Source organism: Acinetobacter sp. D009, from assembly GCF_038562025.1.
Lineage (GTDB): Bacteria > Pseudomonadota > Gammaproteobacteria > Pseudomonadales > Moraxellaceae > Acinetobacter > Acinetobacter pittii.
Genome location: NZ_CP151886.1, coordinates 3087251 through 3100396, shown reverse-complemented (window position 1 = coordinate 3100396; position 13146 = coordinate 3087251). Strand labels below are relative to the sequence as shown.

12 protein-coding genes are annotated in these 13146 nt (G+C 37.0%); 8 read left to right on the top strand and 4 right to left on the bottom strand.

All coding sequences use genetic code 11. The features are described 5' to 3' along the window. The first annotated feature begins 2 nt into the window (after positions 1–2). A complete protein-coding gene (locus AAC388_RS14800; RefSeq protein ID WP_342370861.1) occupies positions 3–1376 on the top strand; it encodes an amidohydrolase in 1374 nt (457 codons plus the stop codon). Between the two features lie 60 nt (positions 1377–1436). Here the strand turns inward: AAC388_RS14800 and AAC388_RS14795 are convergent, their stop codons facing one another. Then, positions 1437–2444, bottom strand: coding sequence for an AraC family transcriptional regulator (locus AAC388_RS14795; protein WP_086399065.1), 1008 nt, complete (start codon positions 2442–2444; stop codon positions 1437–1439). 217 nt (positions 2445–2661) lie between these two features. On the opposite strand from AAC388_RS14795, the gene AAC388_RS14790 reads away from it, so the two are divergent. Next, a complete protein-coding gene (locus tag AAC388_RS14790; protein ID WP_086399101.1) occupies positions 2662–3687 on the top strand; it encodes a fatty acid desaturase in 1026 nt (341 codons plus the stop codon). 87 nt (positions 3688–3774) lie between these two features. On the opposite strand, the gene AAC388_RS14785 is transcribed toward AAC388_RS14790, so the two are convergent. After that, a complete protein-coding gene (locus tag AAC388_RS14785) occupies positions 3775–4383 on the bottom strand; it encodes a LysE family translocator (RefSeq protein WP_032063539.1) in 609 nt (202 codons plus the stop codon). 255 nt (positions 4384–4638) lie between these two features. Between AAC388_RS14785 and AAC388_RS14780 the strand changes: the two genes are divergently transcribed. The 5 genes from AAC388_RS14780 to AAC388_RS14760 all read left to right on the top strand — a co-directional run bounded on the left by AAC388_RS14780 (position 4639) and on the right by AAC388_RS14760 (position 10262). Beyond that, the gene (locus AAC388_RS14780; RefSeq protein WP_342370860.1) at positions 4639–5511 is read left to right on the top strand and encodes a LysR family transcriptional regulator; all 873 of its coding nucleotides are present in this window, start codon (positions 4639–4641) and stop codon (positions 5509–5511) included. 368 nt (positions 5512–5879) lie between these two features. Further along, positions 5880–6866 carry a DUF1852 domain-containing protein gene (locus tag AAC388_RS14775; protein ID WP_000031350.1) on the top strand — a complete coding sequence of 329 codons (987 nt, stop codon included), beginning with the start codon at positions 5880–5882 and terminating at the stop codon, positions 6864–6866. Between the two features lie 21 nt (positions 6867–6887). Continuing rightward, positions 6888–7931, top strand: a complete 1044-nt coding sequence (locus AAC388_RS14770; RefSeq protein WP_342370859.1) for a methionine synthase — start codon at positions 6888–6890, stop codon at positions 7929–7931. 185 nt (positions 7932–8116) lie between these two features. After that, the gene (locus tag AAC388_RS14765) at positions 8117–8608 is read left to right on the top strand and encodes a flavin reductase (protein ID WP_262448628.1); all 492 of its coding nucleotides are present in this window, start codon (positions 8117–8119) and stop codon (positions 8606–8608) included. 1102 nt (positions 8609–9710) lie between these two features. Then, positions 9711–10262 (top strand): TetR/AcrR family transcriptional regulator, encoded by a 552-nt coding sequence (locus AAC388_RS14760; RefSeq protein ID WP_262448627.1) that lies wholly within the window; start codon positions 9711–9713, stop codon positions 10260–10262. Here AAC388_RS14760 and AAC388_RS14755 read toward each other — a convergent pair. Together AAC388_RS14755 and AAC388_RS14750 are read right to left on the bottom strand one after the other, a co-directional pair. After that, a complete protein-coding gene (locus AAC388_RS14755; protein WP_130174096.1) occupies positions 10259–11554 on the bottom strand; it encodes an ImmA/IrrE family metallo-endopeptidase in 1296 nt (431 codons plus the stop codon). The two genes, AAC388_RS14760 and AAC388_RS14755, sit on opposite strands and share 4 nt — an antisense overlap. A gap of 101 nt (positions 11555–11655) precedes the next feature. Next, entirely contained in the window at positions 11656–11976 is a 321-nt protein-coding gene (locus AAC388_RS14750) for a darcynin family protein (protein WP_262448652.1), read from the bottom strand. Positions 11977–12338: 362 nt separating this feature from the next. On the opposite strand from AAC388_RS14750, the gene AAC388_RS14745 reads away from it, so the two are divergent. Then, on the top strand, positions 12339–12962 hold the full coding sequence (locus AAC388_RS14745; protein ID WP_130174098.1) for a hypothetical protein: 624 nt from the start codon (positions 12339–12341) through the stop codon (positions 12960–12962). Positions 12963–13146 lie beyond the last annotated feature (184 nt).

The following is a 13146-nucleotide window of genomic DNA, read 5'->3' as shown; positions in this document are numbered from 1 at the left end:
GCATGGTAAATAAAGTTCAACTCTATCGTTTTTTAGGTTTGTCAGCTTGTGTGCTCTTGAGCAGTACGTTGAATGCTCAACCTGCGGAAGTAAACTCATCTAATTTACCTGCCGTCTCACAAAAAGCGATAACCATTATTGACGGCCAAACAGAATGGTTAAGTAAGGTTTATAAAGATATTCATGAGCACCCAGAATTGGGATTTATGGAAACCCGCACTTCTGCCATTGTTGCCAAAGAGCTTAAGTCATTAGGGTTTGATGTTAAAACTGGAATAGCCAAGACAGGCGTGGTCGGCATTTTAAAAAATGGTGAAGGGCCAACAGTCATGTACCGTGCCGATATGGATGCCAACACTGTTGAAGAAGCGACTGGTTTACCATACGCGAGTAAAGTGCGTGTAAAACTTGATGATGGAACTGAAACACCTGTAGCACATATGTGCGGTCATGATGCACATGTGACATGGATGCTCAGCATGGCAAAAACATTAGTCGCTTTAAAAAAGGAATGGAGCGGAACCATTATTTTAGTCGCACAACCTGCTGAAGAGCCTGTAACGGGTGCTAAAGCTATGGTGACGGATGGTTTATGGACAAAATATAATTTACCAAAACCCGATTATTTCTTTGCAGTGCATACCACACCTGCACCAGTTGGAACGGTAATCAATGCACCGGGTCCGCGAATGGCAGGAACCGATCAACTTGATATTTTATTTAAAGGGGTTGGTGGGCATGGTTCACTCCCATATTTAACCAAGAACCCGATTAGCATGGCTGCAAATGCCATTACTCAATATCAAACTATTATGGGCAATGCAGTTAACACCCAGCAACCTGCGGCATTGTCTATTGGTTCAATTCAAGCCGGGAATTCGAATAACGTGATCCCTTCAACCGCGTTGGTCAAAATGAATATGCGCTGGTTTGATCCAAAAGTACGCGAAACGATGTTAAATAACATTAAGCTCATGAGTGAAGGCGCGGCTGAAATGCAGGGTATGAGTCAAGATCAATTGCCTACTTTAACGCTCAAAGGTTCGACTATGCCTGTAGTCAACGATAAAGAATTCTCTGCGCGTCTAAATGGACCATTAAAAGCATTATTAGGCGATAAACAAGTCTTAACCAATTTCCCACCGTTTATGGGCTCGGAAGATGTTCACCATTTGTTAGGTGACCAAAAAGACATTCCGTTTAACTTTATGTTCATTGGCGTGGCAGATCCGGTTGTGTTTGCAAATGCAGTAAAGCAAGGCAAACCCGCACCTTACATTCCGCATAGTCCGAACTATGTTGTAGATTTAAAAGCCTTGCCTGTCGGGGCTAAAGTCACCACAGTGTCTATGCTCGAACTGTTAAATAAAAAATAAGATATTCATAAAAAAAGATGCACATCGAGGCATCTTTTTTTATCTAAAATTTTTAGAAATTTAAGAACAAGACAGATGTTTTTCCCGATAGTGTAGTGGTGATAAATCTGTCCAACGTCGAAAAGCACGAGTAAAACTACTGACATCGGTAAAGCCAAGAATATAGGCAATTTCGGTAATATTGTGGCTTGAGTTTTTGATATACGATAAAGCCAGTTCGTGGCGTGTATTGTCGAGTAGCTCGCTATAAGAGGTATTTTCTGCCGAAAGCTTGCGTTGCAGACTGCGTATACTTAAGCCTAAACTTTTCGCAACGTCTTGCTGTTGAAAGTCACCTGTAGATAATTTTTCAATGAGTTTTACTTTCACACGAGCCAATATATTTTCTTTATCAAACCGTGCGAGATAACGATTAATAATCTCATCATATTCTTGGGTGAGGGACGGATTCCCACCGTCTAAAGGCTGCTCTATGGTGGCTGTGTCAAACACAATCATGTCTTTGGGCGCATTAAACACAATCGGGGCTTTTAAAATGCTTTTAAAATTTTCCAGATCTTCTGGTTCCGAGCGTCTTAATTCAATGCGTAAGGGCGAAAAAACAGAACCTTGTAACGCACGACTTGAACGAATAAAAACAGAGATAAAAGCATCGATAGATTCGGGTTGAACTTCGTCGGGAACATGAATAACGAAATAATGATTTTTTCCCTCGCCATAAAACTCGAGTTCAGGAATGTCGGTTACTATACGAAAGTAACGAATAATTCTTAAAAACATTTCTTTTAGTGTGGTGCTGGTAATGAGTGAATGGCCCAACACATGAAATGTATTTTGATTGACTTGGCTGGCAACTTTAAGGCCAAAGCAAGAGTCTTCAGTCGCTTGAACGGCTAATTTCCATAAATTCGCAGTTTGTTTTAATGAATAGCGTGCATCTGGATCATTTAGGGCCTGAACATCTAAACCTGCTTGTTTTAATAAAGGTTGACTATCCACACCTGCTTTCTCAAGCGCTTTTTGAATCGCTTTAACCCAGCTAGCCAGTGCCGTTGCTGTCTGTGGCATGTTATATCCTATAACTTGTGACTCATATTCCTGTGAGCAGTATAAAAGATTTCAAAAATAAAAGATGTTTTGTTTGCCTCTACTTCTGACATTTTGGCATCCATAGCCAATAGATTGGCGTTTCGAGCTAAGCGTACAAAGGTAGATATAAATAAAGTAGGGACATGAGAAAACTGAGGAATAACGGATGACCTACATATATAAAAATCCTGCTGGAATGAGTGATAGCGAAAAAACGGAACACATTAAAAAAGTAGTCACAGCGGAAGGCGTGGCTTTACGCAAGCGCCATCCCATTTTGAACCATCAAAACGCAATAGGGGCGATGATTTTATTTGTTTCCCTTGTTGGAATGATTGCTACAGCCGTACTCTATATCAATCATCAGCTTTCAGCGTGGTTCGCAATTCCAATTATTGCGTTTTTTGCATCTCTTACCCATGAGTTAGAACACGACCTCATTCACTGGATGTATTTTAGAAAAAAACCATGGGCACATCACCTTATGATGGGCTTAGTGTGGTTAGCTCGTCCAAGTACCATTAACCCGTGGAAACGCCGTGAGCTGCATTTTAATCATCATAAAAATTCAGGCACTGAAGTCGATTTAGAAGAAAGAGCGCTCACCAATGGAGAGCAGTGGAGCATACGCCGACTCGTCGCCATCGGTGACAATGGCTTTGCAGTTTTGCTACGCGTTATTGCTGCAAGCAATTGGACTGTTAGAAAAGTTATTTTTAAACGTGCGTTCTTAGCTTATTTTCCACTTGGAATTATTCATTGGTCTCTTTGGTATATCTTCTTAGGATTCCATGCAGTTGATATGGTTTCAAGCTTGGCAAATGCACCGATTGCGTGGTCAGCTACAACCCTAAATGTTATGCATGTGATTAATATTCTGACTGTGGTGTGGATTGCGCCAAATGTGCTGCGTACTTTCTGCCTGCACTTTGTGACAAGCAATATGCATTACTACGGTGATGTTGAATTGGGCAATGTCATTCAACAAACTCAGGTGTTAACACCGTGGTGGATGATGCCGTTCCAACTCTTTTGCTTTAACTTTGGTTCGACGCATGCCATTCATCATTTTGTGGTGAAAGAACCATTCTACATTCGACAAATGACTGCGCCTATTGCCCATAAAGTCATGCGTGATATGGGTGTCCGATTTAACGATGTCGGAACATTTAAAAGAGCAAATCGTTGGAATGTAAATGATTTATCTGAATCGAATACTTAAAAAATAGATTCTTAGCTCGCTTGAATGGACTGAATTCTGCACGAAGGACTCAGTCCACACTCTACAGTTTCTTAAAATTCATTGGTTCTACTGAAACTTAGTAAAAAGCAGAATCACGCCTAAGACACATAAGATTGAGCCAATCACCTTATTAATCTGTACTTGCTTGGCTAACATTTTCTGTCTCAGTAGCATGGATGAGAACAGCACCGCCACCAGTGAAAACCATACAAAATGGGCAAAAGACATAAAAAAGCCATAAGCCAAAAGAATCGATTTAGGCGTGGTTAAACTCACAATTTGCGTATAGGTGCTAATCACAAATAGCGTAGTTTTAGGGTTGAGGGCGTTGGTAAAAAAGCCGTATTTTATGGCTTGCAAAGTACCGATAGAATTTAAGGCAGCAGTGTCTAAAACTGGTTTTTGAGTAAAAGTTTTATAGCCAATATAGATCAAGTAAATCGCACCAATATACTTAACAATATTCAAAATTTGCGGCGTATAAGTCATCACAAATGCAACAGCCACAAGGGTATAGGTCACATGCACCAACACGCCAAGCGATATTCCCAGTGAAGTGAACACACCTATTTTTCTGCCGTACAAGTAACTATTTTTCGTAACGATCGCGAAGTCAGCGCCGGGGCTAACCACTGCCAAAATCGTAATGAGAATAACCGCAATAAACTCTGCCATTATCTTGCACCCTCACTGAAAACGAGGGGATTAATCTGTACTTTTTGGAATGTATTTGAGAGGAGAACTGTTTTGCTTAAAGCAGTTATTTTTTCCACGTAATAAGCTGTATCTATACGCCTGTGAAAATAGATATAGATATTCAATATGTTTTTCATCATCTAAAATGGGGTTTAATAAAGATGATTTTTATTTTGAACAGAAACCTAAAAATAAAAATCGATAAAAACGACTACACATTTATGAGTTTTTGGAATGATTGAAAGAATATCGCTGAATTCACTAAAATTTTTCTATTTTGTGGCGAAGTATGGCAGTGTGACTTTAGCTGCAAAGAAATTATTTGTGACGCAAAGTGCGGTCAGTAAACAGATTTATAATTTAGAAGAAGCTTTAAATACGGTTTTATTCGAGCGAAAAAATAAAACACTCGTGATGACCGAGCAGGGTGAAACTTTATTGAGTTGTTGCCATCAGGTTTTTGGTCAACTCGATGAATGTTTAATAGAGCTAAGCCAGACTAAAACTCATAACAAGCAACTGGTCTTGTCGTGTGAACCGACGCTTTCCATGAAATGGCTCATTCCACGGTTATCAAAATTTAAAAAGCTCGGTCATGATTTTGAGGTTGTGTTACTCACTGCAGGCGGTGTGGTCGACTTTGAAAAAGATAATATTGATATCGCAATTCGCCGAAATGACTTTGATTGGGGAGAACATATTTATAGCGAAAAGATTGCCGATGAATATATCGCTCTAGTTCAAGCAACTAAGCCATCGGAAACAACCGACCTACTGATCTCGACCTCTAGACCCAATTTTTTCAAAAATATCACTCGCATTGCTGAGTTAAAGCAGAGTTTAAAAGGCTACACCAAAGTTGAACTCGAACATTTTTATCTATGTTTAGAAGGTTGTTTGGCTGGACTCGGCGCAACTGTGATCTCAATTTATATGATTGAAAAAGAGCTTGAGTGGAACTTACTGAAAAAAATTTCATCTGTTGTGCAAGATAATTCAGCCTATTTTTTACTTTCTCATAGCGCTTTTGAGGAAGATTCACGTAAAACCATATTTTTAGAATGGCTAAAAGCAGAGATGAATGAAAGTCAGCACACATTACTTTAGGTTGATTCTTTTTAACTTGAATTTTACTTGTTAAATATTTGAAAATAATAATAAATATTTAAAATGATTAAGGTGCCGTGTGAGCGCCGTATCTTGAATTTCTGTTGTCTAAAATTCCCTAACATGAAAAATATTTAACTTCATACTTATTTATTAAATCCTAAACATGAATTTCACTCAGTTTGTAATGAGACTAAATCATTTTTATTCATGTTGTGATTGCGGTATAAATCTATTCATGCTCTGAAGCGCTCCAGTAATTCGCTTTGATAAGACCATAAGGCACAAATCTGACAAGTCTGGAAAGTTTAAAAAGAGCAAAAAGTTTTTATTTAGGTTTTATCTCAGAAATTAGGGTACTGATCACAATGAGTAAAGAATTTACATTTACGATTAAGAGTATTTGTTTCGATGAGAACTATCGTCCAGCAGACAATACACGTATTACCACCAACTTTGCTAACTTAGCAAGAGGGATGAGCCGCGAAGAGAATTTGCGCAATACATTGCAGATGATCGACAATCGTTTCAATGCCTTAGCTCATTGGGACAACCCTAAAGGTGACCGCTATGGCGTTGAACTTGAAATCATTTCAGTTGAAATGAATATTGATGCCGAAAACCGTACTAGCGGGCTTCCTTTAATCGAAATATTGAAAACCAATATTGTTGATAAGAAAACCAATGAGCGCATCGAAGGTATTGTAGGTAACAACTTCTCGTCTTATGTACGTGACTATGACTTTAGTGTGCTGTTGTTAGATCACAACAAAAACAAGTCGACTTTTAGCACGCCAGAAAAGTTTGGTGAATTGCACGGTAACTTGTTTAAGAGCTTTATTAACTCTGAAACTTACAAAGCCAACTTTAAAAAGGCACCTGTGATTTGCTTAAGCGTTTCGACGACTAAAGAGTACCACCGTACTGAAAACGAACATCCAGTTTTAGGTGTTGAATACAAGCAAGAAGACTATTCATTAACTGATGAATATTTCCAAAAAATGGGCTTAAAAGTTCGCTACTTCATGCCGCCAAATAGCGTTGCGCCGTTAGCGTTCTATTTTACAGGCGATTTGTTGAGTGATTACACCAACCTTGAGTTGATTAGTACGATTAGTACGATGGAAACATTCCAAAAGATTTACCGTCCTGAAATTTACAACGCAAATTCAGTGGCTGGAAAATCTTATCAACCAAGCTTGAAACACGAAGATTATTCACTTACTCGAATTGTGTATGACCGTGAAGAACGTAGCCGTTTGGCTATAGAGCAGGGGAAGTTTGTTGAAGAGCAATTTATCAAACCATACCAAGCGATTCTTGAGCAGTGGTCTGCTAATTACGCTCCTAATTAATCAACATACGGGTCATTGATCATGAAAAAATTATTACCAACTTCAACTGCTGGCAGCTTACCAAAACCGTCTTGGCTTGCAGAACCTGAAAAGCTTTGGTCACCTTGGAAACTTGAAAACGAAGGCTTAGCCGAAGGTAAAAAAGACGCGTTACGTTTAGCGTTGCACGAACAACAACTTGTTGGCATCGACATTGTGAGCGATGGCGAACAAACTCGCCAACACTTTGTGACCACGTTTATTGAACACTTAAATGGCGTAGATTTTGAGAAGCGCGAAACAGTTCGTATTCGTGACCGTTACGATGCAAGCGTACCGTCTGTTGTAGGGGCGGTGTCTCGTCAAAAGCCTGTGTTTGTTGAAGATGCGAAGTTTTTACGTCAGCAAACCAATCAACCAATTAAGTGGGCATTACCTGGCCCAATGACTATGATTGATACACTTTATGATGGTCACTACAAGAGCCGTGAAAAACTTGCTTGGGAATTTGCAAAAATCTTGAACCAAGAAGCACGTGAGCTAGAAGCTGCTGGTGTAGACATCATTCAGTTTGACGAACCTGCATTTAACGTATTCTTTGACGAAGTAAATGACTGGGGCATCGCGACTTTAGAGCGTGCAATTGAAGGTCTAAAATGTGAAACTGCGGTGCACATTTGCTACGGTTACGGCATTAAAGCCAACACTGACTGGAAAAAGACACTTGGTTCAGAATGGCGTCAATACGAAGAAGCTTTCCCGAAACTTCAAACGTCTAACATTGATATCATCTCGTTAGAATGTCACAACTCACATGTGCCTATCGATTTACTCGAACTCATTCGCGGTAAAAAAGTGATGGTCGGTGCAATTGATGTCGCATCTAACCAGATTGAAACACCAGAAGAAGTGGCTAACACACTACGTAAAGCGCTTCAGTTTGTAGATGCTGACAAGCTTTATCCTTGCACAAACTGCGGTATGGCACCTCTTTCTCGTGAAGTGGCACGTGGCAAGTTAAATGCTTTAAGTGCAGGTGCAGAAATCGTTCGCCGAGAACTGACGGGTTATGATCTTACTGCTTAATATTTCCCAATAAGTGGTATAAAGGGTTACTTTTTTGATGGCAGTTGATAATCAAATAAGTGACCCTCATTTTACTTACTACATGTCGCTCTAATCAGAACGCATGTCGATAGTACCTTCCTGATGGAGTTGGGCGGTATAGCAAACACACAGGACAAGGTACGGTTCAATTTAGGAATAATGTCATGGTTCAAGCAACAGACTTTAGAAATGCAATGTCTTTACTCACAAGTGCAGTTAGTGTTGTGACTACGGCAGGCATGTCTGGCCGTTTTGGATTTACTGCCTCTGCTGTTTGTAGTGTGACCGACACACCACCGACATTATTGGTGTGTATGAACCAATCTGCGAGTTCGCATGCACATTTCCTAGATAACAAAATCTTAACTGTGAATGTTTTAGGCGCACACCACGAACATATTTCAAAAGCATTTTCATCTAAACTCACGCCAGAAGAGCGCTTTAAACATGGCGCATGGATTGAGTTAGAAACAGGTTCACCTGTGTTAGATGATGCTTTGGTAAGTTTCGATTGTGAGATTGAGCAAATTCAACAAGTCGGCACACACACAATTTTTATATGTCCGATTGTGGCGATTAAACAAAGCGAGCATGACCAAAGTTTGGTTTATTTTAACCGTGCTTATCACCAAGTGGGGCAGACAGAGATTGTTTAAGTCCACTTTTTATAAAATTTAAAATAATAATTTAATAAATCTAAAAATTATAATAAATTTAATGACTTATGTTGTTTTTAATATTGACACAACTAGTCTCCCGAATTATTCTCGCCTGCTTACCGCTATGGTAGGACGAGAGGGAGACGCTTTATGCGTACTGGGTTCTTGGGACAGTCTGTCAACTTCCTTTCGTCCTACTGCCATTGTTTGAGAATGATTTGCTAGAACTTCTCTATTATGGCGAAATGAAAGAAGGACGCTTCGTGCGTGCTGGGTACTCAAAGCCAGTCTGTTAACCTTCTTTTCGTTTCGCCACCATTCTTTAAGAATAATTAGGTAAGTCTCTTACCATTATGATAGGACGAACGTGGGGACGCCTTTGTGCGTACTGGTTCTTACGCCAGTCTGCTACTCCACTTTTGTCCTGTCACCAAGTGATCAAATAAAATTTACTTAACTTACATCTGTTTCACATATAGTCATAATCACAATCACTTAAAAATACAATTAAATATAATATATAAAATAATAATTAAGTTAATCTAATGAAAAATAATAAGAAATTTAAATACTTGTCATAAAAGCTACATTGACACCACTAAACTCTCAGATTATGCTTTGCGTGCTGGCCACATTGCCAGCCGGCTTTGACAGGCTGTTTTTTCGAGTACATTGAAAAGACTTGTTTTTTTTGATGTATACCCACTCGTCTCCCTTTTTGTAGCGGTAGGACGGAAGGGGGACGCCTTTGTGCGTGCTGGGTTCTCGAAAACCAGTCTGTCAACCCTCTTTCGTTCTGCCACCATAATTCCAAATGAATGCTTTGGCAGAACTCCCAAAATCAGGAGTTGGCTATGCACATCCATCATTTTTTGGTACTCAGTGCCAAAAGCTATAACGACACAGCTTAAAAATTTACAGCAGCTTGAACGCCATAAGGTTTTCAGGCTTTAAGTCATTTTTACTTAAAACTTAGCAAAACAAAACTTGAGATGTGCCAAGCACCGTCTTACGGCTTTGCTGTGCCTTTTTTTCTCCCAAAAAGGCCACAGGCTTTTTATCTCATTTAGAAACAACAAGAATTTATAACGGTAAAACGATGCCAACTTTAGAAAGATCTTCCAAAAAATTACAGGTTGTTCAAACTGCCATCCAACTCTTTACCACGCATGGATTTCACAATGCAGGCGTAGACTTGATTATCAAAAAATCTAAGATTCAAAAAGCCACGTTTTATAACTACTTTCACTCGAAAGAACGCCTTGTTGAAATGTGCCTAATCTTTCAAAAAAGCCGACTGAAAGAAGAAGTACTAGCAATTGTCTACTCACATCGCTACCCAAGCGCAGCCGATAAACTCAAAGAAATTGTCCGTTTACATGTTGATGTGAATAGTCTTTACCATCTTTTGTTTAAAGCGATTTTTGAATTAAAACTGCTTTATCCAAGGGCTTACCGCATGGCAGTTGAATACCGTAAATGGCTACTGAAAGAAATTTTTGATCTGGTCTTTAGTTTAGAAACCAACAAACCCAAACCCGATGCCAACATGGTTTTAAACTTAATTGATGGCTTGATGCTACAGGTTTTAAGCTCTAATCGTTTGGATGAGCGGGATGTGGTGTTGGAGAGGTTTTGGGGGAGGGCTTAGAACCGATCTATATATGACCTCTTTACCTTATTGGTAGAAGTAGGTTGAAAAGCAAATTGAGCTAAACCTAATTCTGTTAGTCTAATTTTCATTGTTTCTTGGGAAACGTTAAAAATTTCAGTCAAAGGTAAAATGATTCTTCTATAATTTTCAAAATTACATGGTTGTGAATCAATGTAGAGTGGTGAGAATCCTCTATTTCTGATGCCATAATGTTGTAAATAATAGTTTAAAGTTGCTTTTAACCGATTTTCAGGCAGTAGTAAGCAACCTGCAAAATAATTTGCTTGAAATTCTAGCCGATCAATATTTTGGGTAATTTCTATATCTACAGAGTGAGATTCCATAGCTGGTGAAAAGTTCTCTGAAATTATATATTTGCTATGGTTAAGAAAAATATGTGCTATTTCATGTGCTTTTGCAAAATTAATTTGATGTTGAGAATAGAACTCTACTCCAAAAATAGTAATAGTTTTTAATTTAGTTTCTAGCTTACCAATAATATTGGGGTGTTCGGGAGTATCAATCTCAATAAGTTTATAACCTAGAGTATTTATTATTTCATTTAAATCTATCTCATCATTTTTATAAAATTTATCAAATAAGTTTTCTGCAAGGATGCTTAACTCTTTTTTAGATTTATAAGGGATAGTTTTAGAGTATGAATTTACACGGTGTTGTGTGAAGAATTCTTTTGGAGATACATCTTTCTGCAAAGAAAGGAAATCATAAATTAAATCTTTTGGAATGCTTGTAAAGCGTAGGGGTGTTTGAATAAAGATATTCGTAGCAGAAATATCTTGGAAATTTTCTGAAGTGAGTGCATTACTTATGATTTCATCGTTATTATTTATTCTATTAATTGTTCTATTAAAGATAACTTCATGATTATCATTAGTGGTGATTTTCCATAGTCCTATATTTCTATTTTTTGCAATTTTTAATGCTCCTTTTTGGAAGCCATTTTTAGTAATGCAGATAGCCTTAGTATTATGCTTTCCGACTTGACTAACTTTGGTTGAAAATTCCTCAATATCATCAACAGGTACTTTTTTACCATAATCTTTACATTCAATAAGAATAACCAGAAATGGATCTTCTTGTTCAAAGAAGGAAACTTCAATAGCTACATCAAAGATAATATAGCCCTCTCTATCCTTTGAATAGTACTTTTTCTGCTTGTAAATTTTAGCTTGATTAGGGTTAATGCCTAAGTAACCCTTTCTGAGTAGGATCGAGAAATAATCAAAAACAAAATTTTCAAAAGCGTCGCCTTTCTTTTTAGTATTCATATATGAAAAAAGAATTGAATTTTTTTAATCATATATAAAAATCAGTAGCTTGGCTATGTACATAGAACAACCTAAGACCTGATTAAGGGGAACCAAAACTTTTATAAAGAACTTCCATACTCCACATATCCATCTTCAATTGCTGGAATAATCTCTACAAACTCAAAGTAGGGCACAGTACAAAATTCAGAGTCTCGAATCGCATCAATCACAAAATAATAATCTTGCAGAGATGTTGTCTCAAACACAGCAATATCACTGGCTTTAGTGCTAAACGCTTCAACGTCATACCACCGAACTTTTACAGTCGGGTACTTGTCAAAGATAGGTCCAAGCTTTTGTGTACTAAACTCAGCCCGCTTTTCACGAGTTAAAGTCAACCAAGCAGGCAAAGCTCTTAAATGAATAAAAAAAGTATAGATTCAGGGCATAATTTAAGACTATTTTAGAGGTGACTGTTCGCATTAAAATATTTATGAAATAGCTCTGCTAATAATATTGTTTAGATTATTTTAATATTTAAAATAGCTAATTAAAAAATATTATTTTTAAATATTTTTGTTATTAAAATTGAATGGCTTTTAATTTAAATTTAATAATAATTTTATTGTTTTTTATTTGTAATTAATGTGGAAAAAATATTTACTTGTATGGTTGGTATGTTAATCTCATTGAGATTGTGATGGGAAAGTATTTTTATACTAATCATAATGGGAAAGTTTAAAAAATTTCTAATCATAATAAATATCTTGCTAATTATTAAAAAGTATTATGGGAATTATATATGACAAAGTTTGTTGATGTTCTAAAGGAAATGCGTGATCACTACCAGAATAATATTAATACTGGTGTGGCAATACCATATTATCCTAATTTAGTTGAGGATTCTTTAGATTTAATGGAGGCAACGAATAAGTATCTTGTCGCTGATGATAGTGAATTAGCAGATAATCCTGTTCAAAGTAAATTGAATGATTTACGAAATCAAGCAAAGGTTTTGGCTACTAATACTGCATCAACTATCGAAGAAAAATTAAAAAAATCTGCTAAAGAGCTGAAAGACAGTGATAATTCTGATAGTTTACACTCAAAATTTAAAGATGAACTGAATAAAATTAGAGAGGATGCTAAGAAGAAAGCAAGTGATAATATAGATAAAATGTTTGATGAAGCAGAAAAGATCGGTAACGATTTTCCAGCAGCTCAAAATCTTATCCTCGTTGCAGCACAAAAAATTAATGAGCTTATTAATGATTTATTGACTAAGATAGTTGACTATATTGTTGGTATTATTAAAAATATTGTTGAATGGATAAAAATGGCTTGGGATGCTATTACTAAAGTCTTTAATGATATTACTAAAGTCTTTAATGATATTATAATATGGATTTCGCACTGGTTTAAATAAAATAATTTATTCATAATAAGGCCATTACTATTTAAGTAATGGTCTTATTTATTTGGTAAATATTTATTCTTGTAAATTATAAAATTAATTAATTTTTGTTTTTGCGAAATTTATAAATTTAAAATTTCCATTGATTAGTATGAATTAATATCTACTGATTGTATGTAATCAACTAGATTAATAG

Coding starts and splice junctions, on each gene's coding strand:
- AAC388_RS14800 (WP_342370861.1), top strand. CDS start 3: ATGGTAAATAAAGTTCAACTCTATCGTTTTTTAGGTTTGTCAGCTTGT.
- AAC388_RS14795 (WP_086399065.1), bottom strand. CDS start 2,444: ATGCCACAGACAGCAACGGCACTGGCTAGCTGGGTTAAAGCGATTCAA.
- AAC388_RS14790 (WP_086399101.1), top strand. CDS start 2,662: ATGAGTGATAGCGAAAAAACGGAACACATTAAAAAAGTAGTCACAGCG.
- AAC388_RS14785 (WP_032063539.1), bottom strand. CDS start 4,383: ATGGCAGAGTTTATTGCGGTTATTCTCATTACGATTTTGGCAGTGGTT.
- AAC388_RS14780 (WP_342370860.1), top strand. CDS start 4,639: ATGATTGAAAGAATATCGCTGAATTCACTAAAATTTTTCTATTTTGTG.
- AAC388_RS14775 (WP_000031350.1), top strand. CDS start 5,880: ATGAGTAAAGAATTTACATTTACGATTAAGAGTATTTGTTTCGATGAG.
- AAC388_RS14770 (WP_342370859.1), top strand. CDS start 6,888: ATGAAAAAATTATTACCAACTTCAACTGCTGGCAGCTTACCAAAACCG.
- AAC388_RS14765 (WP_262448628.1), top strand. CDS start 8,117: ATGGTTCAAGCAACAGACTTTAGAAATGCAATGTCTTTACTCACAAGT.
- AAC388_RS14760 (WP_262448627.1), top strand. CDS start 9,711: ATGCCAACTTTAGAAAGATCTTCCAAAAAATTACAGGTTGTTCAAACT.
- AAC388_RS14755 (WP_130174096.1), bottom strand. CDS start 11,554: ATGAATACTAAAAAGAAAGGCGACGCTTTTGAAAATTTTGTTTTTGAT.
- AAC388_RS14745 (WP_130174098.1), top strand. CDS start 12,339: ATGACAAAGTTTGTTGATGTTCTAAAGGAAATGCGTGATCACTACCAG.